At 63.5% G+C, this 24,351-nt stretch carries 23 protein-coding genes; 11 read left to right on the plus strand and 12 right to left on the minus strand.

From position 1 onward, the window contains the following. Positions 1–14 precede the first annotated feature (14 nt). The 6 genes from OPIT5_06205 to OPIT5_06230 all read right to left on the minus strand — a co-directional run bounded on the left by OPIT5_06205 (position 15) and on the right by OPIT5_06230 (position 7,719). A complete protein-coding gene (locus OPIT5_06205) occupies positions 15–677 on the minus strand; it encodes a hypothetical protein (GenBank protein ID AHF94134.1) in 663 nt (220 codons plus the stop codon). Positions 678–681: 4 nt separating this feature from the next. Further along, positions 682–3,381 (minus strand): hypothetical protein, encoded by a 2,700-nt coding sequence (locus OPIT5_06210; GenBank protein AHF89877.1) that lies wholly within the window; start codon positions 3,379–3,381, stop codon positions 682–684. 2 nt (positions 3,382–3,383) lie between these two features. Further along, complete coding sequence (locus OPIT5_06215; GenBank protein AHF89878.1) at positions 3,384–3,992, minus strand: hypothetical protein; 609 nt, start codon at positions 3,990–3,992, stop codon at positions 3,384–3,386. Between the two features lie 27 nt (positions 3,993–4,019). Next, positions 4,020–4,433, minus strand: coding sequence for a hypothetical protein (locus tag OPIT5_06220; GenBank protein AHF89879.1), 414 nt, complete (start codon positions 4,431–4,433; stop codon positions 4,020–4,022). A 206-nt stretch (positions 4,434–4,639) separates the two neighbouring features. After that, positions 4,640–5,008, minus strand: coding sequence for a hypothetical protein (locus OPIT5_06225; GenBank protein ID AHF89880.1), 369 nt, complete (start codon positions 5,006–5,008; stop codon positions 4,640–4,642). Continuing rightward, entirely contained in the window at positions 5,008–7,719 is a 2,712-nt protein-coding gene (locus tag OPIT5_06230; protein ID AHF89881.1) for a conjugal transfer protein, read from the minus strand. Before OPIT5_06230 ends, OPIT5_06225 begins: the two co-directional genes overlap by 1 nt. Before the next feature lie 319 nt (positions 7,720–8,038). Between OPIT5_06230 and OPIT5_06235 the strand changes: the two genes are divergently transcribed. The 3 genes from OPIT5_06235 (at position 8,039) to OPIT5_06245 (ending at position 11,595) form a co-directional block, all read left to right on the plus strand. Continuing rightward, on the plus strand, positions 8,039–9,664 hold the full coding sequence (locus OPIT5_06235; GenBank protein ID AHF89882.1) for a hypothetical protein: 1,626 nt from the start codon (positions 8,039–8,041) through the stop codon (positions 9,662–9,664). A gap of 15 nt (positions 9,665–9,679) precedes the next feature. Beyond that, positions 9,680–9,958, plus strand: coding sequence for a hypothetical protein (locus OPIT5_06240; GenBank protein ID AHF89883.1), 279 nt, complete (start codon positions 9,680–9,682; stop codon positions 9,956–9,958). Positions 9,959–10,185: 227 nt separating this feature from the next. After that, a complete protein-coding gene (locus tag OPIT5_06245) occupies positions 10,186–11,595 on the plus strand; it encodes an MloB (GenBank protein AHF89884.1) in 1,410 nt (469 codons plus the stop codon). Between the two features lie 223 nt (positions 11,596–11,818). On the opposite strand, the gene OPIT5_06250 is transcribed toward OPIT5_06245, so the two are convergent. From OPIT5_06250 to OPIT5_06275, 6 genes are all read right to left on the minus strand, one after another. Continuing rightward, positions 11,819–12,028 (minus strand): hypothetical protein, encoded by a 210-nt coding sequence (locus OPIT5_06250; protein AHF94135.1) that lies wholly within the window; start codon positions 12,026–12,028, stop codon positions 11,819–11,821. Between the two features lie 16 nt (positions 12,029–12,044). Further along, positions 12,045–13,226, minus strand: a complete 1,182-nt coding sequence (locus OPIT5_06255; GenBank protein AHF89885.1) for an endoribonuclease L-PSP — start codon at positions 13,224–13,226, stop codon at positions 12,045–12,047. A 147-nt stretch (positions 13,227–13,373) separates the two neighbouring features. Continuing rightward, positions 13,374–14,468: an anti-FecI sigma factor FecR gene (locus OPIT5_06260; GenBank protein AHF89886.1), complete on the minus strand. Its 1,095-nt coding sequence runs from the start codon at positions 14,466–14,468 to the stop codon at positions 13,374–13,376. 45 nt (positions 14,469–14,513) lie between these two features. Further along, on the minus strand, positions 14,514–14,612 hold the full coding sequence (locus tag OPIT5_06265; GenBank protein AHF94136.1) for a hypothetical protein: 99 nt from the start codon (positions 14,610–14,612) through the stop codon (positions 14,514–14,516). Beyond that, a complete protein-coding gene (locus OPIT5_06270; GenBank protein ID AHF89887.1) occupies positions 14,609–15,196 on the minus strand; it encodes an RNA polymerase subunit sigma-24 in 588 nt (195 codons plus the stop codon). The genes OPIT5_06265 and OPIT5_06270 overlap by 4 nt, the downstream gene beginning before the upstream one ends. Continuing rightward, positions 15,193–15,744, minus strand: a complete 552-nt coding sequence (locus OPIT5_06275; protein AHF89888.1) for a hypothetical protein — start codon at positions 15,742–15,744, stop codon at positions 15,193–15,195. The genes OPIT5_06270 and OPIT5_06275 overlap by 4 nt, the downstream gene beginning before the upstream one ends. A gap of 442 nt (positions 15,745–16,186) precedes the next feature. On the opposite strand from OPIT5_06275, the gene OPIT5_06280 reads away from it, so the two are divergent. The 8 genes from OPIT5_06280 to OPIT5_06315 are packed head-to-tail and all read left to right on the plus strand — an operon-like array spanning position 16,187 to position 24,298. After that, positions 16,187–16,297, plus strand: a complete 111-nt coding sequence (locus OPIT5_06280; protein AHF94137.1) for a hypothetical protein — start codon at positions 16,187–16,189, stop codon at positions 16,295–16,297. Beyond that, on the plus strand, positions 16,297–17,874 hold the full coding sequence (locus OPIT5_06285) for a hemin-binding protein (protein AHF89889.1): 1,578 nt from the start codon (positions 16,297–16,299) through the stop codon (positions 17,872–17,874). The genes OPIT5_06280 and OPIT5_06285 overlap by 1 nt, the downstream gene beginning before the upstream one ends. 23 nt (positions 17,875–17,897) lie before the next feature. After that, the gene (locus OPIT5_06290) at positions 17,898–19,778 is read left to right on the plus strand and encodes a biopolymer transporter ExbB (GenBank protein AHF89890.1); all 1,881 of its coding nucleotides are present in this window, start codon (positions 17,898–17,900) and stop codon (positions 19,776–19,778) included. A 1-nt stretch (position 19,779) separates the two neighbouring features. Next, the gene (locus OPIT5_06295) at positions 19,780–20,181 is read left to right on the plus strand and encodes a transporter (GenBank protein ID AHF89891.1); all 402 of its coding nucleotides are present in this window, start codon (positions 19,780–19,782) and stop codon (positions 20,179–20,181) included. Then, positions 20,182–20,934: a hypothetical protein gene (locus tag OPIT5_06300; GenBank protein AHF89892.1), complete on the plus strand. Its 753-nt coding sequence runs from the start codon at positions 20,182–20,184 to the stop codon at positions 20,932–20,934. It abuts the gene before it with no gap. 16 nt (positions 20,935–20,950) lie between these two features. Beyond that, on the plus strand, positions 20,951–22,669 hold the full coding sequence (locus OPIT5_06305; protein ID AHF89893.1) for a hypothetical protein: 1,719 nt from the start codon (positions 20,951–20,953) through the stop codon (positions 22,667–22,669). Positions 22,670–22,678: 9 nt separating this feature from the next. Then, a complete protein-coding gene (locus OPIT5_06310; GenBank protein ID AHF89894.1) occupies positions 22,679–23,317 on the plus strand; it encodes a hypothetical protein in 639 nt (212 codons plus the stop codon). A 57-nt stretch (positions 23,318–23,374) separates the two neighbouring features. Beyond that, positions 23,375–24,298: a peptidyl-prolyl cis-trans isomerase gene (locus OPIT5_06315; GenBank protein ID AHF89895.1), complete on the plus strand. Its 924-nt coding sequence runs from the start codon at positions 23,375–23,377 to the stop codon at positions 24,296–24,298. The last annotated feature ends 53 nt before the right edge of the window (positions 24,299–24,351 follow it).

Raw genomic sequence — 24,351 nt, forward strand, 5'->3', positions numbered from 1 at the left:
GGGTTTCCTTTCGTCTAGGGTTCTTCAATGGTGATCCGGTGGCCGTGCCGTTCGGTGACGGTCTCGCACCGGCCCTCGCGGCAAAAATGACGATCGATGACATGGGTGACGAAGGCACCCGCCTCCAGGCGGCCTTCGAGGAATTCGACGATCTCCGCCTTGATTCGCAGCCGGTCCGTCGCCGGCAGCACGCCGGCCTCCACGATTCGCTCCACCTCGGCGATGTCGTCCGCACTCGTCGGATCGCCGAAGTCGCGCGACTCCATCCGTTCGACCAAGGGCAGCAACTGGCAGCCCAATTGGTCGTAGTCCGTCAAGACCTGTCCTTCGCTCAAAACGTCGAAGGCCGACTCGCTGCTGGAAGACACGTCGGGATGTTCATGACGGACAACCTGGCCATCGGCATCGGTGACGACTTCCTCCGTGACCAAGGAAAACTCCGGCGTTGCCGCATCGAGTTCGATTTCAATCCGCCGTTCGATCCGTCGTGTGAGCACCGGACCGTCGTTGGCTTCGCGCTCTTCACTCGTGACCGAAGGAAACCGATACAGCACCAGAATCTCAGCCAGATCGAGGTCGGAGGATGCCGGGTGCGGACGGGGATACCGCTCCCATTCCATTCGGCCAAGCTGCTCGATCCGCCGGGCCTCAGTGATGAGCTGTTGTTCGGTTTTCATGGGATCAGGCGTTGGCGATGATTCCCTCCACTACGTTGTCGTAGCTCTTGAGCTCCTTTTCCCGCTGGTCGTAGTGCGCGCCGGAGCTGGACGCGCAGTAGAGCATTTCCCGCGAGGCCGCGTTGCGCATGGTGACGATCATCGGCCGGCGTTCGTCCGTGTGGTAGTAGGTGAACTGCGAATACTTTCGACCGATGATTTTTTCCGGCTCCGGGTGCCGCATGACGGCATCCTTCACCGCCTCCGGAATCGGAAAATCCTGGCTCAAGTCTTCGATGTCCGAGCGGTCGCTCTGCCGGAGGAGGAAGAGAATGCGACTGTTGCCGAGCACCGGCCCGCGGATGTCCGACGAACTGAACTGCTCGTAGTTTTGGACGGTGGCGACGTTCCAGACGTTGTATTTTCTCAACTGCTGATAGCTCTCTCTCAGCACCTTCTTGCCGGACGGAATCAGGGCGAAGCGCGCCACCTCCTCGAAAATATTCCGTTTCCGCAGGGCGCGCGGCAGCCGCATCATGTGCGAACGGGTATAGTTCGAGATCAGGAACGCCGCCGCCGCCTTCAGCTCCTCCGCCGACTCCGGGATGTAGCCCAATTCAAAATGCGCGATCTTCCCGGTGAGGTTCACGTTGGAGACACCATCGAAGAGTTCCCCATAGGCGCCGCCCGAGGTCCACGGCTCCAGGAGCGTGGCGAGGTAGCGCATTTCGTCGGCGTGCGGCCCCGACGCCTCCGCCGACAGCAACTCCTGCAAATGGCCGTGCTGCGGGTAGTCCGCTGGCGTGAACTCCGAAAAGATCAGGTCGCGCACCCGCTGGGAGCCGACGCTGTCTTTTTCGAAGCGCAGCACCTCCGCCTCGCCGATGCCGGCGACAAACGCCGCGGCTTCATCGGGCTTCGCCTTCTCGAACTCGACGAATTCCAGGAACGCATCCAGGTCGGTCGCCTGCGGACCCATGCGCTCGCGGCGATACTCCTCCAGCGCGCAGGCCCGCCGGGCGAGCAGTCCGCGCCGTTCCGGGCGCTTGTTCAGATACCAGCGGGCGAAATCGTCATACAAGCGACCGATGGAATTCGCGAGCAACGCCTGGCGGAGCTTGTTGCGGTCCTCGTCCTTCGACTGGCCTACCATGAGCATAGGCAGCGCCGCCGCCGCGCTCAGGTGCAGGCCCGACAACGGCAGGCCGCGCGTGTCGAGGTAGTTCATTGTCAGCTTGCCGTTGGCCTGGACGATGACCGAACGCGCGTCAGGATCGACCGTGCGCACATAGACGGCGTAGGCGTTGCCTTCCTCGACGATAGTAGTGAACGCGAAATACATCCCCGTCTGCGTCAGGATGTCGATCAGGTTGACGCTCTTGCCCGATCCGGTCGTGCCGATGACGACCGCGTTTTGCGGAGTCTGGTTGTTGCCTTCGCCGACAAACGTCCGCCCGCCGACGAGGTTGCCGTTGGCGCCCTCGTAGATGAACTCGGCGGTCTCCAGATAGCCGGCCGGAGTGGAAGAAAAGGGCAGAATGTTCGCGACCAGCGCGTCGTCATAGTCATGCCAGAGCGACGTGTAGCGGCTATGCGTCCAGCCCGGCCACGAGCAGTAGAAGAAATTCCGTGCCGAGGTTTCGAGCGCCGGCTCATACGCGACCGCCCGCTCCATGTTGCCGACGGAGGCTTTCAGCGCCGTCAGCTTCGCTCGCAACTCCTCCCGGTTCTTATCCCACGCCCGGATGATATACTGGATGCGATACGGTGAACTGTCTCCGTTGCTGTAGCGGGCGATCTTCGCGGCCTTCGTCTTCATCGCCGCCAGCAGCTTGATCTTTTTCACGCTCTCGTAATCGCCTTCGACGCGACTCAGTTCCTTCTGCTCCTTCTCGATCAGTTCCTCCACGTCCACCGCCGCGACGTTGACCGTGATCGCGTAGTCGCGGAGCGCGAGTTTGGTGAGAAGATACGCGATGCCGGGATGGGTGCGCTTCGGGAGGGATTTCAGGACGAGCAGCCCGTGGTAGTAGCCGTCGAGGTAGAAGCCGGTGTCGGGCTTGTCCAAGGGACGGCCCTCGCTGTGCCAGCAGTTTTCCTGAATGGATTTCTCCGGGTCGAAGAATTCCAGCGGGTCGGAGATGTTCTGTTCCGGCAGCGACGGGTTCAGGAACTCCAAGTAGTGAAGGAAATGGTCGGCGTCCGTCATCGGCCGCACCGTGCCGCCGCTGCCGCTCAGGAGTGCCTGGAGAAACTGGCCGATCTGGTTGAACTGCTCCGCGTAGGCGGCGACCAGGGCTTCGTGCGTGGCCTGCCCTGATTTGCCGACCGCGGTCGCGTCCACCGGGATCGTGAAGTAAACGCGGAGTCGTTCGCGGCGCAGCAACCCTTCCTTGCCCATCTTCATGAAGCGCACGAAACGTTCGTTGCGCTGGCGCTTCTCCCAATCGTTCGCGGCGTGCTCCAGGGTTTCCGACCGGTAGCGCTGGAGCGGACGCCGAAAATCGGAGTCCGGCATCCATTGCACCTGCATTCCCCAATCGCCTTTCAGGAGGGCGAGCATCGCCACCAGGTCGGCTTCGAGCGCGTTGTGATGGACGGGATCGGCATTCTCCAGGTCGGGTGCGGTGATCTCGAAGCCGCGCGAGATGAAGCCACCCCGATGCAGGCCGCCGAAGACGATCAGGTTTTCCCCGAAAAATCCGTCGATGGGTTCCACGCGCATGGTCAGTCCTCCAAACGTTCGATGAACGCTTCTTCCAGCCGCTCTTCCGCCGCGTGCAGCCGGTCCTGCAACTCCTCATAGGCCGCCTGCGTGACCACCGGTTCTTTCTTGGCGGAGACCTTGGGTTTTTCTGTCGCGGTGGGCTCGCTGGTTGCGGTCTCGGCGGCCGGCGCCGGCGTTCCCAACGAGCGAATTTTCCGCGGTGCCGCCTTGAACGGCAGCCGGGCGAACGGCCGGGCGGGAGCCGCCGTCCCCGGCGACGCCATCCCGGTGAAGGGATTCATCAGGCGTTGCGTTCGCGGGCCGAACTGGAGTTCGAGCACGCCGGCTTCGATCAACGCCGACTCGAAAAAGTCCGTGTCGTAGTGCTCCGGCCTGTTGTTTTTCAGGGCGAACACATACGCGAGCGAGAGTGTGCAAAGCACCACGCCGATCAGCAGGCACATCAGGAGCGACAACCCGAGCATCCCCCACAGCAGGATGACCATGAGGACGGTCATTCCGCCCGAACCGAACAGATACCAGCCGGTGTTGCCCGTCATCCCGAGGAATTCCCCCGAGGACTGCGCACCCTGGTTGGCGTCGTGTTCGTTGAGGTGGGAGGCGTTCATCGTCGTGCGTTTGCTGGGGTGACGTTGTCAGGGCGCGAACGAGCTGACGCCCGACGCCTCGATGCCCATGTTGCCCCATATCGTTCGCACGATCGGGAACGCGAGACCCGAGACCAGCGCGCCGACAAAAGCCCACTTCGCGATGCTTTGCCGGCCCATCATCATCGCGACGCCCGCCGCGACGATGCCGACGGCGGCGAACGTTCCGCACAGATACATGAGAATCGCGTTGCCGGACTCGGTCGCGGTTCGCAGATCGACCTGGGCATGAGCCAGGTTGGGCATCGCCAGGACCGCGACAGCCATCAGCACCAGCTTTCGCCAAACGCCTCGTGTTCCCACCTCCCGAGGTTCCTTTTCCCACAGGTGCAGCGCTCTCGCCATTAACGCCACACCGCAAACGAACGCCAGATACGGCGTCACCAGAATCAGGGTTGTCATCGTGGTTTTCTCCGTTTTGTGCCGGCACGTATGGGGGCCGTTTCCCTCGCAGCCACCCCGGCCGCGCCGTGCGGCCGGGGTGGCTCCGTGCTTCTATAAAGGGAACCCCATCCTGCCCGAAGCAAGGGGCCGTCTATACCGAAAAAAGGATAGAGAAAGGTCGGGAACCAAATTGGAGCCCGTCGCGACAGAGATGCGCCCGCCGCTTATCCAAGGCCCAGTTCCAACTGTCCCTTGCGGGGCGGCGCGGGTTTCACGAAACGGACCTCGCGGACAAATGTGTCGGCCTCGCGCTCGCGATCCGCCGCGAATTCCGGGTGGGCGCGCACCCGCGCGAGAGTGTGGTTTTCAATGGCGGCGAAAAGCGGGCCGAGGTTGTGGCCCGACAGAAAAACCACCCAATCGCCGATCTCCACCTTGATCGTGTCCGGCTCCGCGTAATCCCAGCGCGCCTCGGCGTAGTGCATCCACGGGATGTTTCGCCGCGTGTTCTTGCCGTCGTCGAAGGTGACGTGGCTCGGGTGCGCATCCGTGTCGAAGTGCTCCTTCGGCTTCCTGAAGCTTGGCCGTTCCATCACGCCTCCCTTCGCTCATGGTGGCCGGCCTGCTTCCGGCGCAAGGCGTCGGCCGCGGCCCGCCACGCCGCTCGCATACGGGCCCGCAGGCCGCGCGCCTGTCGCATCTCGGCCGCGATCCCGTGGCGGGACAGGAACTCGGTGGCCAGTTCGCGGCCCGGATCGGGCCGGCTCAACTGGCGAAGAATCTCCGCACGGCTGGAGACGTAGATCGCATGACTGCCCCGGTAGCGGGTCGAGCCGACGTAGAACTGCCGCAGCTTGAGCGAGCGCGCGGCCACGTCGCCCAGCACGATCAGCGACTCCTCCGACGTGCTGCCCTGCGAGCGGTAGGTCGTCTGCGCGTGTCCGTAGGTCCACGCGGCAAAGGTCGGCGGCAGCTCCCCGCCGTCTGTGAATACGATGCGGTTTTTTTCGGGATCGACCGCCGCCACGGTTTTCAGGTCGCCGTTGGCGAACCCGTGATCCTTGTCCTGGCCGCGGATAAGCAGTTGCTCGCCGGCCGACACCGGCAGCGTTTGCGCCCGGCCCACGTCGAAGGCGGCGCGTTGCCGCCGCGTGATCTTCGTTTCCCGCCCCGACTCGGCCCGCACCCGCAGGCCGTCGGGCAGGATCGCCACGACCTCGGCCGCGGTGCCGCGTTTGTGGAAGTTCACGTCGTGAATGAAGAGCAGCCGGTCGCCGACCTGATACTGGTCCCAATGCGCCTTCTGTTCTTCGGTCCATGTCAGCGGCCGCACCGCTTCGCGCGACACCTCCGCGTCCCCCAGCAGTCCGACCCGGCGCAGCGCCGGCCGGACGTGCTGGTTGAAGCGGTCAATCTCTTCCCAAAACGGAATGACCACCATCGTCTCGACGCCGCTCTTCCGGTTCCCGGCGTAGTGCTCCGCCGCCTGGGCGAACATCGCCTCGTCGTCGCCGGCCTCGCGAAACAGGCCGCGACGGTCCGCGTAATAGAACGCCTCGCCGATGCGGCCGGAGGCGAGCAGGCGGCTGAACTGCCGGTCCGCTTCGCCGCGCTGGCGCAACACCTCGGCCAAGCGGACGACCGGGGTGCCCGAATGTGTCACGACGTTCCGCAACGCGTCGCCACGTTCGACGCTGTAGTGCTGCTTTGTGTCGCCGACCAGCAGCACGCGGGCGCGCACGTCCTCCGCGATCCGCGTCAGGTGTTCGAGTTGTTGCGTGGAGAGAAGCCCGGCCTCGTCCACCAACAGCACGCGGCCCGCCGCCTCCGTGTGCATCGCCTCGCTCACAAGGAAACGCTGAACGGTGTCGGCCGCCTCGAACCCGCTCCCCGCCAGGGCATCGCGGGCGCGGGTGGTCGGCGCCAGCGGGATGAAACGCCGGCCGCCGGAAAGCAGGTGCGCCTGCTCCACCGCTGTCAGCAGCGTCGTCTTGCCGGTGCCGGCGTCGCCGACGAGCACCGTCACGAAGTCCCGGCTGTTGAGCAGAGCCTGCCCCGTGTTGCCCTGACCGGGCGTCAGGCTCGCCGGCAGGTGCGCGGGGTTTCCGAGCGGGAAGCGCGTGTTGCGGCCCGCTTGCACGCGTTGCACGGTCGCCGACTCCTCGTCCCGGATCGCCCGCAGGCTCATTTCACCTTCGCGGCGGATGACTTCGGGATGCTCTGCCAATGCCTGCGTCAGCTCCCGCCAGCGGTAGAAATCGGGATGCAGCTCCAGCGCGGCTTTCAGCACCTCGCCCTCGCGGGCGACGCTGCTGCGCTCGTAAACGTGCCGCAGCGCGGCGTCCAGCACGCGCCGCGCCTGCCCGATGGACGGTTGCTCGCGCGGAGCTTTCGCCCGCGCCGTCCGCACAAGATCGTCCAGCCGGCGCGCTTCGTCCGCGTTCAGTTCCTTCCGCTGCCTGGCGCGAACCTCCGGCGTGCTCACTTCCGTCAGCTTGTCCTCGCGCGACTCGCGCACGAGGACTTCGGTTTCCCGCTTGGTCGGCTTCCGGCCCTTTTGCTTCGCGAATTCCTCGGCGAGTTGCCGGACGTGCCGGGCTCGCTTGGAGAAGCGTTCGCGCAGGTGCTCGACGCCGCGCACGGAAAACCCCTTCGAGTTCATCTCATAGGGCTCGTAGCCGAGCGCTCGCAGCCGGCCCGCCAGTTCGCGATACAGGACCTGCCGGAGATACGCCGAGGCCCGCAGCATCTCCGCCGGCTGCAAGGCCAGCCATTCGTTGCGCGTCGCGTCCCACGTCGCGTTCGCCAGCACCGCGTGCGCGTGCAACTGCGGATCGAGGTCGCGGCTCGTATCGTGCAGGAACAGCGCGCCCACGAAATTGCCCGTCAGGCGAAATGCTTCGGTGCCGACCGCTTCGCCGCGCCGCTCGCGCACCGCCGCGAAGCGTTCCATCTCCGCAAGCGCGGTTTTCACCGACTCGACGAACGCCTCCCGGATGCGTTCGTCGCCGCCGACCATCGCCAGCACGCTCACGTCCTTCGGAGCCGAAAGCTGCACGTCGAAAAACGCCACGCGGTTTTCCCGGTCGCGGGCGGTCAACGGCTCGCCGGTCTCCGGATGCCGGTTCTGCCGCAGCGCGTCGAACGGCTTGTCCGTCACCGCGCCGGCCAGGCCGAGCGCCTTCGCACCTTCACCGATCCACTCGCCGCGCACTTCCTTTTCGCCTTCCGCCCAATAGTCGTTCTTCCGCAGGTGATGCGAAAGGTAGGTGGCTCCGTTGCGAATGACCCCGACGGTGATCATGCCTTAACAGAGCGCCAGAATCGTGTCGCGGCTCAACGGAGCGCGTGTTCCCAATCCACGGCAATCGTGCTGTCCCGAATGCGGTAGCGCACGGAAAGCTCGCGCGTTTTTTCGGTGCCGGTTTGGTCACGGCGAAACCTTGGGGTGGGCGTGGGTCGCTCCCCCTTTTTGGCAACAGACGCAATACCCTATGCCGGGGCTTAGGTTTCGGAGCCCCCGAGCCCGCACGATCCGACACGCCCGCATCTATCCTTTTTTCGGTATGCGCCCCCTCTCGCCCGTCGCCCGTATCCGGCTTTCCTTGATGCGTCGAAATGCGATGAAGGCGCTTCCTCCACCACCTGTCTTGCTGCGCCAATGGCTGTATGATCCGCACGCCATCACGGTCGGTTTGTTCGTCCTCGCGCTCGTTTTTCTCGTCCTCGCGGGCTGGAAAATCCACCGGAATCTGCACCACAACGAGCCCGGTTTGAGCGCTCCGACGGCGCTTTCCTTCGCGCTTTTTGTCGCGTTTTCCGGCCTCGCGGGAAGCGAACGCCTGCCGCCTCCGTGGTCGTATGTGGCCGGCGCGGCGGCCTGCATCCTCGCCGGTTCGCTACTGCTTTTCGCCGACCATCGCCGCTTCGTGCGCGATCCGGCCGGCCGCATCGTCGCCGACCGGTGGGAAATCGTGCTCACCTATGCCGGCTTCCGGTGGACCCGCGACAAGGCCAACCGGCACTTCTTTTTCACCGGCGACACCGGCTCCGGCAAGACCTCCGGCATGAACGGGCTGCTCGCCGCGCTCCTCAAACGGAACCCGAAGCTTGGCGGCGTCGTCATCGCCAACAAGGGCGACGAATGGTTCCAGCTTGAAGCCCTCGCGAAGAAATACGGTCGCGAAAAGGATCTGATTCACCTGCGCCCGCGGATGGTCGGAGAGACGGAAAAGCCTGCCCACCGGCTTAACGTGACCAGCGACGTCCGCCTGCCTTTCACGACCCGCGCCCGCATTTTGGTGGACACGGCGGCGGCCCTGAACCCGAAGGACGAGAAGAGTTTTTTCAAGATCAAGGGCGCGTCCCACATTGGCCGGGCGCTGGAACTTTTGGCCGACATCGGCCGGCCGGCCACGGCCACCAATGCCTACGCGCTGCTCACCTCGGAAAAGGAATTGCGGGCCGCGCTGGACAAATTGACCAACCTGGCGCCGACCGAACGGCGCATTCAGTTGGCCGAAACCCTGGAACAAACCTACCTCAAGCACGAGGCGAAGGAGCAGCGCGCCGGCGAAATCGGCACCTCCCAAAACTACCTCGAATACCTCGGCACCCCGGAGATCGCCGAGGTGTTCAGCTCCGACGAACCCGACACCTGTTCCATCGCCGACGTCGATCAGGGAAAGATTTTCTGCATCGACGTGCCGCAGGATTTTACCACGGAGCGGCAATATATCTTCACCGCGATGAAGCTGCTGCTCTACCGGCACGCCCTCCGACGCTATGCGCTTCCGCCGTGGGAAAAGTATGCGCTAAATCAGCTCATTTACGTGGGCGACGAATTTCAGAACGCCATCACCGCCAGTCACGATGGCACGAGCGACTTCAACGTGGTGGACCGGCTGCGCGATTGTATGCTCATGCTGATCGTCTCCGCGCAGGCGTTCGAGTCCCTGATTCCGCCGCAGACCAAGGAACAAGCCGAGGTTTTGGCCCTCAATTTGAAGAATCTTTTCATGTATCGCGCCGCCTCCGAGGCCGACGCCCTGCGTTGCGCCAACGCCCTCGGCAAACATTATGTGGAGCGTTCCTCCCGCACCTCCGGTGCCGATCACACGTCCTACACTCATCAACGAGTCGAGGAATACCGCATCAAACCCCATGAATTTCGACGACTGCCGGACCACACCGCGGTCGTTCGCCATTGCACCAACGGCTACAGGAAAGTAACCCTCAGACCGGCTTAACCGCCCACCTCTGTCATGACCAAAAACGACAGCTCCACCATCACCGCGGCGACTGTTGTCGCGCTCCGCAACGAGCCGGAAGCGCTTCGTCTCATCACCGAAAAACTCCGGGTCAAGGAAATGGGCCCGGCCGATCACATCCGCACCAAGCATGAGGTGAAGGCGTTCCTTGAGGCCGGCGGAGACCTCGCGACCGCCGAGCGCATCATTACCCGCGCCCAAGCCCGCCGCGACTTGCAGCAGGCCCACCGGGAGGAACTGACCCAGCGGCAGGGACAGCGAATGACGCAGTGATTTTGCCCACAGATGGGGCACAGTCGGCCCAGTCAGGCACGCCAGCGACTGGGCGCTGGACGGGCCGTGGCTACGCACCGCAAGGATAGGTGCGTGGAGCTCTGGCGACCCAAACCACGTCACGCCCATTTTCCTTCCGAGCCCTTCATTGCCAGAATCCTTGAGGAAACCGGCTCGCCTTTCTTGCACGGGAAACAACGCTGTTTCTGACGTTAATGACCCAGAGAATGAGCATAAGCACCACAGAACTGGAACACTGGCTAACCGCTCCCCGGGAGAGCGAACATCTGGAGTTCAAGGAAGCAAAGAACCAATACGATCTGACCAAGCTCTACCGCTACTGCGTGGCCTTGGCGAACGAAGGTGGTGGGAAGTTTGTGATGGGAGTATCGGACAGATCTCCTCGCCGGGTTGTCGGCAGCACCGCATTCCCCGATACATCGGACCTTGCGAGCAAGATTTTCACCAAGTTGCGGTTCCGGGTGGATGTTGAGGAAGTGGCCCACCCGGATGGCCGCGTGGTCATCCTGCATATTCCGCCGCGTCCGGTCGGCACGGCTTACCAATTTGAGGGTGCGTATCTGATGCGTTCCACCGAGGACACGGTGGCTATGACGGAAGATCGTTTACGGCAGATTTTCGCTGAGGGCCAGCCGGACTGGCTAGCCCAAGTCGCCAAACCCAATTGCACGCCGGACGACGTCGTGCGGCTTCTCGACACCCAAGCCTATTTCGATCTGCTGAAACTGCCCTATCCGGCGACCCGCGACGCTGTTCTTGATCGGCTGAGTCGGGAAAAAATTATCGCTAGCGACGGCGCTGGCTGGGCGGTTTCCAACCTTGGTGCCGTGCTCTTCGCGAAGCGGCTTGATGAGTTCGATGGGCTGCATCGCAAAGCGCCTCGCGTGGTCTCCTACGAGGGCACCGGTAAATTGAAAGCACGACCTGAGGTGCCTCGCACGAAAGGTTATGCGGTGGATTTCCAAGGATTGATCGAATTCATCAACGGGCAAATCCCGGCCAACGAGGTAATCGGGCAAGCCTTGCGCGAGGACGTGAAGATGTTTCCCGAACTGGCCATCCGCGAGTTGGTCGCCAACGCGCTCATTCATCAGGATTTCACGGAAAGCGGCACCTCTGTCATGGTTGAAATCTATTCGGACCGACTGGAGATTTCCAGCCCTGGCCGGCCCTTTATCCCTACGGACCGGTTCATTGACGAATACCAGTCTCGCAACGAAAGGCTCGCCGACCTCATGCGCCGCTTCGGCATCTGCGAAGAGAAGGGTAGTGGCATCGACAAAGTCGTGCAGGCTACCGAGGCATTCCAGCTACCGGCTCCGGATTTTCGCGTGGGAGAGCGACGCACGATTGTGGTGTTGTTTGGCCACAAAGATGTCGAAGACATGGATCGCAGTGACCGGGTGCGTGCCTGTTATCAGCATTGTTGCCTGCGTTACGTCATGAACGAACGGATGACCAACCAGAGCCTGCGAGAGCGCTTCAAACTGCCAGAGAAACGGGCAGAGACGGTTTCCCGAATTATTCGCGAGACGGTGGAAGCGGGTAAGATCAAGCTGGCCGATGCCACTGCGACCTCCCTTCGTTATCGGAGCTACCTTCCCTTTTGGGCCTGAAAAACCATTTAGACGCAAAACGTCGCCGACGGCCTGGGGTTTTGTAAGATAATTGATACGAATAACATGCTTATTTAGATGCAAGTCTCCCCGTGATCGGCTCCTTCTGAAAGGGCTTTAGCGCCTTACGCTTAAAGCAAGGCAACGGAACTGCGGCCTAAAATTCTTCGATCCTGCTTCCGAAAAAGTCAGCGGCTGGTTGGATGCGCCGCCAGCGGTCCGATCAGGTCTCGGACGGCCGCTCTTCAAGCGGCAGCCACCTTCCCTCCGTCCCAAAGTAGTGCATGTCCGCCAGGCGGAAAATCCGGACAATTCCGGCCTGGGCGCGCACAAGATCGGCGTCCGTTGGAGGCTCATGGATCATGAATGGCATTGGACTCGATTCTTTCAGGTGGATGAAAATGTAACGATCGTCGGTGGATTTTTCGGGCATGGCTTGTGATTGGTGTTCAAATGCTGGTTCGTTTTGTCACGGCGGCGACGACCTCGATCTCGACCAGCACGCCGGCCGGCAGAGCCCGGTTCGAGATGACCGAGCGGGTGGGTCGATGGCCGGCGAACACCCGTTCGTAGGTGGCTTCGATGCGTTCGAGGTGCTTGGGATCGGCCAGATGCACGGTGGCGTGCAGCACGTCCGACAGGCTGCTCCCGGCGGCATGAAGCACGGCGGCGACGTTGCGCAGCACCCGCTCGGTCTGCTCCTCCGGCGATAATTTGGGCACGTCCGGTGCATTCGGATCGAACGGAAGCTGGGCCGACACATACGCGAGGCCGCCGTGAATGATCGCGTGGGCCGCCTTCCCCGACGACGGCACTTGCGGCGTCTCCACCACTTTTAGAGCCGAGCCATGCTCCACCGGCGCCGGTCTTACCGTTCGCGGCTCTTTGACCAGCGCCAGGCGGGCGAGATGGCCGCCCGCCTTTTCCAGCTCCGAAATATCCACCTTGCGGGTCGCGATGCCGGCGGCCCGCAGGCGCTTTTCCGTCTCGGGGAAGGAGGCGCTGACCAGCGTGGTGTCTGCCAAAGTCAGGGTCGGGGCGCCGGCGGGTTCGTCCGGCGCGACGTGAATTACGGACAGGTCCTCGAAGGCGTCCGGGTCGATCCATTCCGCATTGATGAGGAGGAAACGGGGCGGGATGAAGGAGCAGGCTTCGCGCAAGGAAACCTCGCCGCGCACCTCGACGGTTTTCACGTCATAGCCGAACGGGCGGGTGATTTCCCGCAGGATGGCGATGCCCTCGGCGTTGGTGCGCGGAGAGAGCGTCGCATAGAGGGTATGGCCAATCGGCAGGACGTCGCTTCCGCTGAACGTTTCCCCCTCGGAAATCCGCTGCACCGGGCGATGCTGGGCGAGCACGCGGGAAATGGAGTCGAGGTCGGCGCGAGGCTGTTCGGATCGGGGAACCACCGCCACTTCGGACAGGAGCAGCGCCTCATCGCTCACGAAGACGCCGGTTGGAGACTCCGGCGCGGGAGGAATGAGTTCCACCTCATGCCCCAGGTCCCTCACCGCTTTTTGGAGGGCCGCATGTTGCTTCTGGCAGCGTTCGATCTTGAAGGGGCGGCGGGACGAAGGCCGGGAAGCCTCCGTCTCCAGCAGCGAACCGACCTCGCGAAAAAACACGATCATGAGTCCGATTCCTCCGGTTGATTCCGGCCGGATCGCCGGCCGGTGAGGGGATTTGTCAGGATCGTTTTCATGAAGAACAGCTCCCCCGAAGGGGATGGCGGGACGCGACTCTGCCTTCGGCGCGAGGATGCGCGCCGCCGGCCGAAGTCACTTTTCTGAGGAAATTGGCTTCGATGGAGCGGACAGAATCACCCGCTCGATCTGTTCGCCCTTCCGCACGAGGCGATAGTCGAATGCGCCGGCCATGCGGAGGACTTTCAAAATCTCTTCCAGGGGTTCAGTCTCGAAGCGGCCGGTGACTTTTTTTTGCCCGAGTTCCGGCTGGCTGATCTCCAAGGGAACGCCGAAGCGTTGCTCCAGCTTGCTCGCGACCGAGGCCAGGGGTTCCTGATCGAAGACAAGAGGGGCTTGCGCGGAGGCGCGAGGCTCCTTCGTCTTCGTCCACTGGATCGAGGCTTCGGCGGCCACGGGCTCGACCTTGCCTTCGCCGGTTCTGGCGGTGAACGAGTATTGCAGGCCCGGAGTCATTTCCACCGGCGCGAGTTCGCCCGACGGCCCGATTCCCGACACTTTTACCCGTCCGCTGATCAGGGCAACCTGGGCCTGCGAGCCGTCGTTGAAGGCGCGCACGTTGAAGCGCGTGCCCAGCACCGTGACACGCAGGGTCGTGGTTTCCACGACGAAGGGACGCGACTCGTCCCGGCTGACATCGAAGTATGCCTCGCCGCTCAGGCGGACGACGCGCGTGTGATCGTCGAAGGAGTCGGGGCTGGACAAGGTGCTGCCGGCATTCAGGACGATTTTGCTGCCGTCATGGAGACTCACATACAGGCGCTCTCTCGGACCCGTGGCGTAAGTCACCCATGAGATTTCGGACGCCTGCCGGTTGGTGTTCCGTCCGGTCTGGATGCCGACAATCGCGACGGCGACGGCCAGCGTGGCGCACGCGGCCAGCAGCCAGGGTTTCCAGGAAGGCAGGCGACGCTTGGGCATCCGCACGATTTTCCTTCCGCCGGCAGTGAGCTCGGCGAGTTTGCGGCTGACCTCGTCCAAACCGAAATCGTCGCTTCCAGAAGGAGCGTTCCCCTCAAACTCGGCCCGCATGGCATCGAAGAGCTGCCGGCGATCCGGCTGCTGGAGCATCTTGACCATGCGGTCACGTTCACGGCTGGAGGCTTCACCCACAAGATAACGGGTCGCCAGTTTGTAGAAGGCGGGGAGATCGTTATCCTCGGTGTTCATGGGAGACTTCATCATACAATGACCCGAAAAGCGGGGTTGAACCTGCTAGTGCGGCGCGAGAATTTTTGAAAAAAGATGTTTCCATACGACGGAGTCCCGCCGGAAAAGGGATGCGGCATCGGCCAGGGAAGAGGGAATAATCACCGGTCTTCGGTATCCCGGTTCAGCCAGTTTGCGCGGAACTCGGGGAGAGCTTCGGCGATCTGCCGGTTGGCCTGGACCATGTGATTCTGCACGGTCCATTCGGAAATATTCAGCGTATCCGCAATCTCCTTGTAGAGCATTCCGTCGATTTTGCTCATGCGGAAGATAAGCCGCCGCTGGTCGGGCATCCGGGAGAGCACGTCCTCGATCTGGGCTTCAAACTCCTTGAAGAGCAGTTCGGTGTCGGTCCTGCGCGTGTCCGCCAGTTCCTCGGGAGAGACTTCTTCCAGGGAGATAGGTTCGTGCTTTGGCTGCCGCGAGAGGAGCTTGAGCGCCTGGTTGCTGACCGCACTGTAAAGATAGCTGCGCAGGGAGGTCTTGATGAGGAGCGACCGCCGTCGGCACCAGATGTTGACGAAAACATTGGTCGAGGCTTCCTGCGCGAGATCGCGCCGTTTCAAAATGAGGAAGGCGAACTTGGAAAGGGTGACGTGATACCTTTTGAGCAGAAGCTGCAAGGCGTGCTCGTCGCTGTTCCGAAGCGCGGCGATCAGCTCTTCGTCGCTGGAGAATTCCGGTTTCATGAATCAAACCTCCGGTTGAGTTGAGGCGTTGCGGACAAAAACGGGCGACCCTTCAAGGCTATGATGGTTGTGACCGGCGAGGCGTCTCGGTCCCGCGCGGCAGCGTCGGCCTGCCGGGATGTCCAGCGCGGAAGAGCGACAATTATTTTTCCGTAGCGCTGGAAGACGACGTCGAGCATCACCGTGATGTCCTTGAGGAGCCGGTCGAGGGGAACGGTATTTCCGGATTCCAGCAGCAGAGTGGTCTTGAGCGGAAGATCACTGGCGACGTAAACGAACCGGAAGTCCGTCTGCTTCTCCACCTCCTGGAGAATCCTGACCAGTGTGACCGGGCGATTGCCCAGCGAGGAAGTGTCGATGGACACATTCGAGGGAATGGGATCGTCCTCGGAGGCCGCGTCCGCGGCCCGCAGGCCCGTTCCGACCGCTCCCAAGACTATCACGGTGGCGAGCATCCCGACCGTGCGCGCCGCCCCGCCGGGCGCACAGCCGATGCCCGCGCACCAGAGGTGCTGGAAGAAGGCGCGGCAAAAATGGATAGAGCTCACGCCTAATTAGACCCATTTTCATGCGACAACCTGCTAGTGTCCGCGTGACATTCTTGTGGCGTTTTCTCCGCCACCTCCCGGAACCGCCTCCACTTATTCAAGGCGTTTATCCATGCGGAGGAACGGGAAAACAATCGGTGCGGTTTAATACTGCCAAGTTAAAAAAGCGTGAGTGCCGAATGGCCGGCCGGCCAAAAAAAATTTCTACGCCGAGACCGGAACGCGGGCGAAACACTAAATTTGGCATTCACGCGAAACATGGATGGGGCGTTTCTCTTGATGGGCATGTGATTGTCAATTTGTATCCTTTATATGGATACTTATTGATTTTCGTCCGGCATGGCGGAAGGCCGGATCGAGGGACGTGGTTTGTAACCGATACGTAACAAACGGCTCTAGCAGGTCGGCTCCGAAAAACCGGTCTCTGTAGGTGAGACCCGAATTGTCTCTCCAAACCGACGCCATCCTTACCAAACCGATTTTTCTCCTCACGTCCTCTCTTCCGTTCGTCTTCCGCGCCGGTCAGGCGCGGACCCATTTCTTTTCTTTGTAGTGCATCACTCTTTCTTTCATGTCCTCACTCTCCTTTGCCTGGCGTGCCTGGCCTGTGGTCCGACGATGCAAGCCGCCGAGACCGCGGAGCCGAGGCGCCTCGACATTTGGGAATACCGCATCCGCGGCTCGGTGAAGCTGCCGCAAAAGGATGTGGAGCGGGCGGTCTATCCGTATCTCGGCAAACTGCGCACGGTCGAGGACGTCGAGGCGGCGCGGTTGGCGCTGGAGAAGGCGTATCAGGCCGCCGGCTACCAGTCGATCGGGGTGCAGATACCGCCGCAGGAAGTGGTGGGCGGCATCGTGCGGCTCCAGGTCGTCGAAGGCACCGTAGGCCGTCTGCGGGTGCATGGCTCGCGCTACTTCGACCTGAACGAAATCAAGGAGGCCGTGCCATCGCTGGCCGAAGGGCAGACCCCGAACTTCCAGAACGTGGAGCGGGAGATCGTGGCGCTCAACCAGCACTCCGACCGCAAGGTGATCCCGACGCTGCGCGCCGGCGTAGTGCCGGGCACGGTGGACGTGGACCTCAACGTCGAGGACAAGCTGCCCTTGCACGGCAGCCTGGAGCTGAACAACCGCTACAGTTCGGACACCAAGCCTCTGCGGTTGAGCGGTTCCTTGCGCTATGACAATCTCTGGCAGCTCGGCCATTCGGCCGGGTTCAGCTTTCAGGTCGCACCCGAGCGGACGGATGACGCGAAAGTCTTCTCCGCCTTCTACCTCGCCAAACTACCCGACAAGCCGGTGAGCCTGCTGGTGCAGGCGGTGAAGCAGGACAGCGATGTCTCGACGCTGGGCACCTTCGACGTGGCCGGGCGGGGCGAAATCGTCGGCGTCCGTGCCATCATCTCGCTCCCGCCGAAGACGAACTACTATCACAACCTCACCTTCGGCATCGACTACAAGAAGTTCGAGGAAGACCTCACCATCACCGGCGCGCCCGGCGCGCTGCAAACGCCGATCACCTATTATCCAATGTCGGCGGAGTATTCGTCCACTTGGGTGGGAGAAAACGCCGTGACGCAGTTCAACATCGGCGCGCACCTGCACATCCGCGGCCTCGGCAGCGATCCCTCGGAGTGGGACAACAAACGCTACAAGTCCGGCGGCAGCTACCTCTACGTCCGCGCCGACCTCTCGCAGACCCGCGATCTGCCCGACGACTGGAAACTCTTCGGCAAGATTCAGGGACAGTTCGCCGGCCAGCCCTTGCTCTCCGGCGAACAGTTCGGCGCGGGTGGCCTCGGCACGGTGCGCGGCTACCTCGAATCGGAAGTGACCGCGGACAACGCCTTCGGGGCCACGCTCGAACTGCGCACGCCCTCGCTGACGTTCGGCGGTTTTTTCGACGAACTGCGCCTGCACACCTTCGCCGAGTGGGCCGGGCTGACCCTCAACGAACCGCTGCCCGGCCAGAAGTCGCGCTTCCAGCTCGGCAGCGTGGGCGCGGGCTTCCGGTTCAAATTGAAGGAGCACTTCAACGGCTCCCTCGATCTCGGCCTGCCGCTGCTCGAAGGCGAGCACACCGAGAAAAACGACCCCCGGCTCACCTTCCGACTCTGGAGCGAATTTTAACCCAACACTTCAACGCGATACCTATGAAACGAGCGACTACCGCCCTCTGCAAATGGATGCCATGCCTTGCGGCACTGCTGGCCCTGACCAGCCCCGCGCACGCCTGGTGGGATGATAACTGGACCCTGCGCAAGCAGCTCACGGTGGAGGCGCCTGCGCCGGAGGCCCAGCCGGTCGAGAACGCGCCGGTGCTGGTGCGCCTGCACATCGGCAACTTCAGCTTTTCGTCCGCCCGCGAGGACGGAGCTGACCTCCGCTTCGTTGCGGCCGACGACAAGACGCCGCTCCCGTATCACATCGCCCAATACGATGCGCTCCTCGGAGAAGCCTTCGCCTGGGTGAAGGTCCCTGTGGTCAAGATCGGCGAGCCGGCAAAAATCTGGCTCTACTACGGCAACCCCGCCGCCGCGCCGGCCGGGGAGGCGAAGGCCACCTACGACGACGCCACCGCACTCGTGTATCACTTCGGCGAGCGCGGCCAGCCCGCGCGCGACTACTCCGGCAATGAAAACCATTCCACGACCGCGGGCGTGCCCGTCGAAGGCTCGCTGATCGGCACCGGCGTTCTCTTCGACGGAACCCGTTCGATCACTATCCCCGCCTCGGAAAGTCTCAACCTGCCCGCCGGGGCCGCGCTGACCTGGAGCGCCTGGATCAAGCCGGTGATTCTCCCCGCCAACGCCGTGATCTACAGCCGCCGCGACGGTGCCAGCGCCGCGTTCGTCATCGGTCTGGATCAAGGCGTGCCCTTCGTGGAAGTGACCGCCGCCGGACGCACCCAGCGCACCCCGGCGTCGGCTCCGCTGGTCGCCGGTGTCTGGCAGCATCTCTCCGTGGTGGCGGAGGGCTCGCAGATCACCGTCCATGTCGGCGGAGAAGCCCGCGGCACGCTCGCCGCCGCGCTGCCTGCCCTTGCCACGCCCGCGAGCCTCGGAGCGGACACCATTCCGGGCTACATCGGCTTCGGTGGCGAACTCGTCGAGTTGCAGATCGCCAAAACCGCCCGGTCCGAAGCCGCGCTCCGTTTCGCCACGCTCAGCCAGAGCGGGGAGACGCAGATTCTCGCGATTGGCCCTGACCAAGTGGCGGGGGCCGGCGCGCACGGCGGCGCGCTGACGGAAGCTGCGCAGCACCTTTTCCTCTTCGGCGACATCGCCAAAAACATGATGTTCGACGGCTGGATCGCGGTGTTCGTGTGCATCATCATGATCATCGTCGGCTGGGCGGTCGCCATCGGGAAGTTCAGTTACCTCAACCGCATTCACAAGGGCACCGAAGCCTTCCTCGCGCAGTGGAAGCAAGTGTCCACCGACCTCACCGTCCTCGATCACAGCAACGCCGAAAGCGTCAAGTCGTTCGGCGGCACGGTCAACGGCAAGACGCAGAAGCTGATCGAGGAAACCCCGCTCTACCACATCTACCACATCGGTTCGGAGGAGATCCGGCATCGCCTGCAAAACAAGGACGGTTTTCACGGCCTGAGTTCCCGCTCGATGCTGGCGATCAAGACGAAGCTCGACTCCGGCCTCACCCGTGAACTGCACCGCCTCAACCGCGGCCTGATTTATCTGACGATCAGCATTGCCGGCGGTCCCTACGTCGGCCTCCTCGGCACCGTCGTCGGCGTGATGATCACCTTCGCCGTGATCGCCAAGACCGGCGAAGTGGAGGTCAACTCCATCGCGCCCGGCATCGCCTCGGCCCTCCTCGCCACCGTGGCCGGCCTGCTCGTCGCGATCCCCGCGCTGTTCATCTACAGCTACCTCAACACCCGCATCAAGGAGATGACCTCCAACATGCGCATGTTCATCGACGAGTTCGTCACCTCGATGGCCGAGTTTTATCCGACGCCGGCCGACCGCGCCGCGCCGGCCGACATCAACCGCCAGGGAAAGGAAACCTGACATGGACGCCGGCGACGACAACAAGTCCTACGACGACATCAACGTCACCCCGATGGTGGACCTCTACCTGGTCCTCCTGCTGATCTTCATCATCATGACCACGGCGGGGGTGACTGGCGTCAAGGTCGAGCTGCCCAAGAGCAGCCCGGCGCCGACCCTCAGCGAGACGAAGAGCCGGGCCGTCACCGTCAACAACCAGGGTAAGATTTTCCTGGATACCGTTCCCGTCACGCTCGAACAACTCGAACAACGTCTCAAGGAGCACAAGGCGAAGCACGCCGACTTCCCCGTCGTGGTGCGCGGCGACCGGCTCACGCAATACCAGGGCGTCATGGATGTCCTCGACGTGTTCGGCCGCGTCGGCCTCACGCAAATCGGTCTGGCAACCCAGCCCCCGAAATAAATGGACACGCTCGAACAAGACGACGCCAAGGGCATCTACGGCTTTTTCCGGAAACGGGCCGTGCTGCTCAGTCTCGCCGCCCTCGCAGTCGGCGGAGTGGTGGCGCTTGCGTTCCGGTTTTCCTCGGGAGGCAAGCCCGCGCCCCGTCCGGCTCCGGAGGTTTCGGTCGTGCGCGTGGCGTTGCCGCCGCCTCCACCTCCGCCACCCCCGCCGCCTCGCCCGGAGCCGCAGCCCCGGCCCGAGGACACGCCGGTCAATCCGCAGGAGATGACCGTCGCCGAGCCCACGCCCGAGGCTCCCGTCGAGGCACCCGACAATGCGCCGGCTTCCGATGCCCCTGACGCCGGCGGCGAGGCGATGGGCACCAACATCCAGGGCGACGGCTCGCCCAATGCCTTCGGTTTGGCCGGCAGCGGCCACGGCGGCATCATCGGCGGCACCGGCTCCGGTTTCGGTCCTCGTGGCGGAGGCGGCGGCAGCCGCTGGGGCGCCTACAACAGCCGCCTGAGCGCGCAGATTCAGCGTGCCCTCCTGAATCACAAGAAAACCCGCAGCTCCGAACTCACCACCGTGGTGCGCCTGTGGGTGGAGGGCGGCCGGGTGGTCCGCGCCGAACTCGCCGAAAGCACCGGCGATCCCGACCTCGACCGTGCCCTCCAGTCCGAAGTGCTCGTGAGCCTGAATCCGGGGGAGGCCCCGGCCGACATGCCGCAACCCATCGTCCTGCGCCTCACCGGCCAGCGCTCCCACTAATTTTCCAAGAAACCAGATGAACATCGTTCCCTTCAAGCCAGTCACCGTCCGCACGGCGCTCCTCTTCACCGCGACCCTCGCCCTCCTCGCACCCGGCCTGTCCGCGCAGGATGCGACGGCCGTCGATCCGTCGGAGAAGTTCGCGGTCAACCTGGTCCGCCTGCTGGTGGAGCAGAAAGTGTTCACGCCCGATCAGGGCGAAGCGCTCATCCGGCAGGCCGCCGCCGAGACCGCCGCCGCGCAGGCCGCCGCCGCTCCCGCGCCCGACGAGATGCGCGTGGCTTACGTGCCGGAGATCGTGAAAGAGCAGATTCGCGACGACATCAAGCAGGAGGTCATGAAGCAGGCCCGCGAGGAAAACTGGGCCAGCCCCCGCGCCCTGCCCGAGTGGGTGTCCCGCTACCGCTTCGCCGGCGACTTCCGCTTCCGCTACGAAGGAATCGGGTTTCCCGGCGACAATGCCGTCAGCCCGACCGCGAACCCCTTCATCAACTTCAACGCCATCAACACCGGGTCGCCCTTCGACATTTCCGACCTCAACACCACGACCAGTCCCCCGTTTTACAACGCCGATCAGGACCGCTCGCGCGTCCGCATCCGCGCCCGCCTCGGCGCCGAAATCGACCTCGGCGAAAACTTCGCGACCGGCATCCGCCTCGCCACCGGCGACAGCAACTCGCCGATCTCCGCCAACCAGACCCTCGGCTCCGGCCCCGGCTTCTCCAAATACGCCGCGTGGATCGACCGCGCTTACTTGCGCTACGACATGCCCTCTGACTATGGCGACCGCGAACTCACCCTGACCGTCGGCCGCTTCAACAATCCCTTCTTCGCCACAAATCTCCTTTGGGCGAACGACCTCGGGTTCGACGGCGCGCTTCTTCAGGCCCGCTACGGCATCGGCGAAGCTGTCTCGCCGTTCTTCACCGCCGGCATCTTCCCGGTCTGGAACACCGACCTCAACTTCGCGACCACCAACCCCACCAAGTTCGAGAGCGACGACAAGTGGCTCTACGCCGCCCAGCTCGGCTTCGACTGGAAGGTCAGCAAGGACTTCGACCTGAAAGTCGCCGCCGCCTACTACGCCTTCGAGAAGGTCGATGGCCGTCTCTCCAGCCCCTACATCCCGCTCAATGCGAACGATCCGGGCGACACCGACGGCACACGCCCGGCCTTCGCCCAAAAGGGCAACACCTACATGGCCCTGCGCAACATCCCGGAATACTACCCGGATGGGACGACCCTCACGAATCAGTATCAATACTTCGGCCTGGCGTCTCCCTTCCGCGAAGTCGCGTTGACCGCTCGCGCCTCCTGGAAGGGCTTCGACCCGATTCACCTCTGGCTCGACGCCGAGGTCGTCAAAAACCTCGCCTATGACGAGGCGCACGTCGCCTCCGAGGCCGTGAACAATTTCGGTCCCGGCGGCGTTTACGACGGAGGCAGCCTCGGCTGGCTGGTGCAGTTCAACGCCGGCCACCCCGCGCTGACCAAACGGTGGGACTGGCAGGTCAGCCTCGGCTACCGCCACGTCGAGACCGACGCGGTGGTCGATGCCTTCACCGACTCCGACTTCGGCCTCGGCGGCACCAACGTCAAGGGCTACACGCTCGGCGCCAGCCTGGCGCTCTCGAAGCGCGTCTGGTCCCGCATCCTCTGGATGAGCTCCGACAGCATCGGTGGCCCCAAATTCAGCGTCGATACCCTCCAAATCGACCTCAACGCGAAGTTCTGACCCGTCCTCATGAAAACCGTATCCAAAATTCTTCTACACGCGCTTGTCGGCCTGTGCCTGTCCGGTGTCGCTCTCGCGCAGCAGCCCGCCGACGCGGCCGCGCAGACCGAGCTGCGCCTGCGCGAAGCCCTGCGCGCCACGACCCTGCAACTGCGCTCGGCACAGACCGACCTCGCCGCCCTCCAGCTCGTGAAGGACGAGATCGAGAAGGAGCGCGACGCCTTCAAAAAAGAGCTGGCCGCGGTGAAGAAGCAGGCCGAGGCCGACCGCGCCGCCGCCGAGAAAACGGCGGAGGCCCTGAACAAACAGATCGGCGAAAAAGACACGAAAATCGCCGAACTGACCGCGACCGGTGCGCAGTGGAAAAAGACCGCCGAGGACACGAACGCCCTCGCACTGAAACTGGATGCCGAGCGCAACCGCCTTGAGGCCGTGAGTGCGGAGTGGGAGCGCCGCGCGGCCGACCGCGAGACCAGGAACGTGGCCCTGGTGCGTCTCTCCCAGGAAATCCTCACGCGGCTGGAGCGCTTCGGCCTGGGCGATGCCCTCACCGCCCGCGAGCCCTTCGTCCGCACCAAGCGCGTCGAGTTGCAGACCCTCGTGCAGGACTACGCCGACCGCATCACCGACAACAAGGCCACCCGCTAACTTTCACTTCAACCCGAACCTTAACCTTCAACTGCACGGCCCCGCCGTGCTCCTCCCATGAACACCGTTCCCTCTTCCCAACCCATGAATATCAAACCGATTCTATCCACCGCCCTGAGTTTTGGCGCCGCTGTGGCCCTGCACGCGCAGGAGCCCAGCCCCGGCGTCCTCGCCCGCACCGGCGACACCGAGATCAAGATCGAGGACATCCGCGCCTCGCTCGAAACGCTCGCTCCGCAGGAGCAGGCCGCGCTCGCCCGCGATCCCAACCTGCTCAACCAGGCCGTGCGCTCGCTGCTCGCCCGCCAGATCGTGCTCAAGGAAGCACTCGAAAAGAAGTGGGACCAGTCGCCCGCCGCCGCGACCGCGCTCCAGCGCGCCCGCGAAAACGCCCTCGTCGAAAGCTATCTCCAGGCCGTCTCGCTCCCGCCCGAGGGATTTCCCTCGGAGACCGAGTTGAAGGCGCTCTACGAGGCCAACAAGGCCCAGCTCATCGTCCCCCGGCAGGTGCGGCTCTCGCAGATTTTCGTCGCCAAGCCCAAGGAGGCCGCCGCCCTCAACAAGGCCCGCGCCAAGCTCGCTTCCGTGGAGGACGATCTCGCCGCTGCCGGCGCCGACTTCGCCGCCATCGCCAGGACGAGCAGCGACGAGCGCAACAGCGCCGAGCGCGGTGGAGAGGCTGGCTGGGTATTGGAGACTCAACTACGCCCGGAAATCCGCGCTGCCGTGGCCGGTCTCGCCCTGGAGAAAATCGCCGGCCCCGTCGAACTGGATGACGGCTGGCATTTCGTGAAAATCCACGAGGAGAAGGAGCCGCAGACGCTCGCCTTCGACCAGGTCCGCGGCCAGCTCACCCAGCAGATTCGCACCGAGAAGGCCAAGGCCAACCGCCAGACCTACCTCGCCCGCCTGCTGGAGCAAAATCCGCTCGTGATCAACGAACTCGCGCTGCCCCAGCTCCTCGCCAAGCCCGGCAACTAAACGTCTCCGCCGACCCGGCTGGTCCCTCCGGCCAGCCGGGTTCTCTCCGGCCT

The organism is Opitutaceae bacterium TAV5 (assembly GCA_000242935.3).
Lineage (GTDB): Bacteria > Verrucomicrobiota > Verrucomicrobiia > Opitutales > Opitutaceae > Geminisphaera.

Bases quoted from the DNA above. Each gene is read 5' to 3' on its own strand.
- OPIT5_06205 (AHF94134.1), bottom strand. From the start codon at position 677: ATGAAAACCGAACAACAGCTCATCACTGAGGCCCGGCGGATCGAGCAG.
- OPIT5_06210 (AHF89877.1), bottom strand. From the start codon at position 3,381: ATGCGCGTGGAACCCATCGACGGATTTTTCGGGGAAAACCTGATCGTC.
- OPIT5_06215 (AHF89878.1), bottom strand. From the start codon at position 3,992: ATGAACGCCTCCCACCTCAACGAACACGACGCCAACCAGGGTGCGCAG.
- OPIT5_06220 (AHF89879.1), bottom strand. From the start codon at position 4,433: ATGACAACCCTGATTCTGGTGACGCCGTATCTGGCGTTCGTTTGCGGT.
- OPIT5_06225 (AHF89880.1), bottom strand. From the start codon at position 5,008: ATGGAACGGCCAAGCTTCAGGAAGCCGAAGGAGCACTTCGACACGGAT.
- OPIT5_06230 (AHF89881.1), bottom strand. From the start codon at position 7,719: ATGATCACCGTCGGGGTCATTCGCAACGGAGCCACCTACCTTTCGCAT.
- OPIT5_06235 (AHF89882.1), top strand. From the start codon at position 8,039: ATGAAGGCGCTTCCTCCACCACCTGTCTTGCTGCGCCAATGGCTGTAT.
- OPIT5_06240 (AHF89883.1), top strand. From the start codon at position 9,680: ATGACCAAAAACGACAGCTCCACCATCACCGCGGCGACTGTTGTCGCG.
- OPIT5_06245 (AHF89884.1), top strand. From the start codon at position 10,186: ATGAGCATAAGCACCACAGAACTGGAACACTGGCTAACCGCTCCCCGG.
- OPIT5_06250 (AHF94135.1), bottom strand. From the start codon at position 12,028: ATGCCCGAAAAATCCACCGACGATCGTTACATTTTCATCCACCTGAAA.
- OPIT5_06255 (AHF89885.1), bottom strand. From the start codon at position 13,226: ATGATCGTGTTTTTTCGCGAGGTCGGTTCGCTGCTGGAGACGGAGGCT.
- OPIT5_06260 (AHF89886.1), bottom strand. From the start codon at position 14,468: ATGAACACCGAGGATAACGATCTCCCCGCCTTCTACAAACTGGCGACC.
- OPIT5_06270 (AHF89887.1), bottom strand. From the start codon at position 15,196: ATGAAACCGGAATTCTCCAGCGACGAAGAGCTGATCGCCGCGCTTCGG.
- OPIT5_06290 (AHF89890.1), top strand. From the start codon at position 17,898: ATGAAACGAGCGACTACCGCCCTCTGCAAATGGATGCCATGCCTTGCG.
- OPIT5_06295 (AHF89891.1), top strand. From the start codon at position 19,780: ATGGACGCCGGCGACGACAACAAGTCCTACGACGACATCAACGTCACC.
- OPIT5_06300 (AHF89892.1), top strand. From the start codon at position 20,182: ATGGACACGCTCGAACAAGACGACGCCAAGGGCATCTACGGCTTTTTC.
- OPIT5_06305 (AHF89893.1), top strand. From the start codon at position 20,951: ATGAACATCGTTCCCTTCAAGCCAGTCACCGTCCGCACGGCGCTCCTC.
- OPIT5_06310 (AHF89894.1), top strand. From the start codon at position 22,679: ATGAAAACCGTATCCAAAATTCTTCTACACGCGCTTGTCGGCCTGTGC.
- OPIT5_06315 (AHF89895.1), top strand. From the start codon at position 23,375: ATGAACACCGTTCCCTCTTCCCAACCCATGAATATCAAACCGATTCTA.